A 251-nucleotide genomic window follows, 5' to 3' on the forward strand; every position below is an offset into this window, starting at 1 on the left:
TTCCAGTTTCATATGGAAATTTATTTATAGTTGAAAATAAATCGCTTAAATTAAAAAGATACTTTCAAAATAAATGTGATGAAAAAATATTTAGTTGTCCTTACTTTGATACGCTTGAAGGTTCAATATCTAAAAAAGTTTTTTTTGAAAAAAGAAGATATAGTTTTAACAGACGATCACAATGGTACACCAATGATCATTTGAAATTTTCAGAAGCAGAAAGTTTATTATCAATTCCAATTATAAAAAAT

Annotated in this window: 1 protein-coding gene; it reads left to right on the forward strand. The window is 23.5% G+C overall.

Features of this window, described 5'->3' with window-relative positions; all coding sequences use genetic code 11:
* A partial coding sequence (locus CN514_RS26210) for a hypothetical protein (protein ID WP_217993947.1) occupies window positions 1–251 on the forward strand: 251 nt, incomplete at both ends.

The organism is Bacillus sp. AFS001701 (assembly GCF_002559405.1).
GTDB lineage: Bacteria > Bacillota > Bacilli > Bacillales > Bacillaceae_G > Gottfriedia.